This is a genomic window from Streptomyces spiralis, assembly GCF_014654675.1.
Classification (GTDB): domain Bacteria; phylum Actinomycetota; class Actinomycetes; order Streptomycetales; family Streptomycetaceae; genus Streptomyces; species Streptomyces spiralis.
This window is the reverse complement of record NZ_BNBC01000150.1, coordinates 1-892: the sequence shown is the minus strand read 5'-3', so window position 1 is coordinate 892 and position 892 is coordinate 1. Positions and strand designations below refer to the sequence as shown.

The 892-nt window shown below is 71.0% G+C and carries 1 protein-coding gene and 1 pseudogene; both read left to right on the top strand.

Annotated elements, in window-relative coordinates; translation table 11 throughout:
- On the top strand, window positions 1-636 hold a 636-nt coding region (locus tag IE318_RS44435; protein WP_308438646.1), incomplete at its 5' end, for a transketolase-like TK C-terminal-containing protein.
- A 62-nt stretch (window positions 637-698) separates the two neighbouring features.
- Window positions 699-892, top strand: a pseudogene (locus IE318_RS44430) (glucose-6-phosphate dehydrogenase); the annotation flags it as partial.

The window sequence follows — 892 nt, the reverse complement described above, 5'->3', positions numbered from 1 at the left end:
TGGACGCACGACTCCATCGGCCTGGGCGAGGACGGCCCCACCCACCAGCCGGTCGAGCACCTGGCCTCGCTGCGCGCCATCCCCGGCCTGAACATCGTCCGCCCGGCCGACGCCAACGAGACCGCGATCGCCTGGCGGGAGATCCTCAGCCGCTGGACCAAGGAGTTCGGCAAGGGGCAGCCGCACGGCCTGGCCCTGACCCGCCAGGGTGTGCCGACGTACGAGCCCAACGACGACGCGGCGCGCGGCGGCTACGTCCTCTTCGAGGCCGACGGCGGCGAGCCCGAGGCCATCCTCCTCGCCACCGGCTCCGAGGTGCACGTCGCCGTGGACGCACGCAAGCAGCTCCAGGCCGCCGGGGTGCCAACCCGCGTGGTGTCGATGCCGTGCGTGGAGTGGTTCGAGGAGCAGCCGCACGCGTACCGCAACCGCGTCCTGCCCCCAGGCGTGAAGGCCCGGGTCGCCGTCGAGGCCGGGATCGGTCTCACCTGGCACAAGTACGTCGGAGAGGCCGGCCGCATCGTCGCCCTGGAGCACTTCGGTGCCTCCGCCGACGGCAACCTCGTTCTCCAGCAGTTCGGCTTCACCGCCGAGAACGTGGCCGCCAAGGCACGGGAATCCCTCGCCGGGCTGTGAACCGGCCGGCCACCACAGCCCCTCGATCACCGTTCACGCCTCCAGAAAGGAATGTGCCGCTCATGAGTACGGCAGAAGGCGCCGTCGAGCCATCCGGATCCGGTCCATCGGAAAGCCGGGCCAATCCCCTGCGTGACCCTGCGGACCGAAGGCTCCCTCGTATCGCGGGGCCGTCGGGTCTGGTCATCTTCGGCGTCACGGGCGACCTGTCGCGCAAGAAGCTGATGCCCGCCGTGTACGACCTCGCCAACCGGGG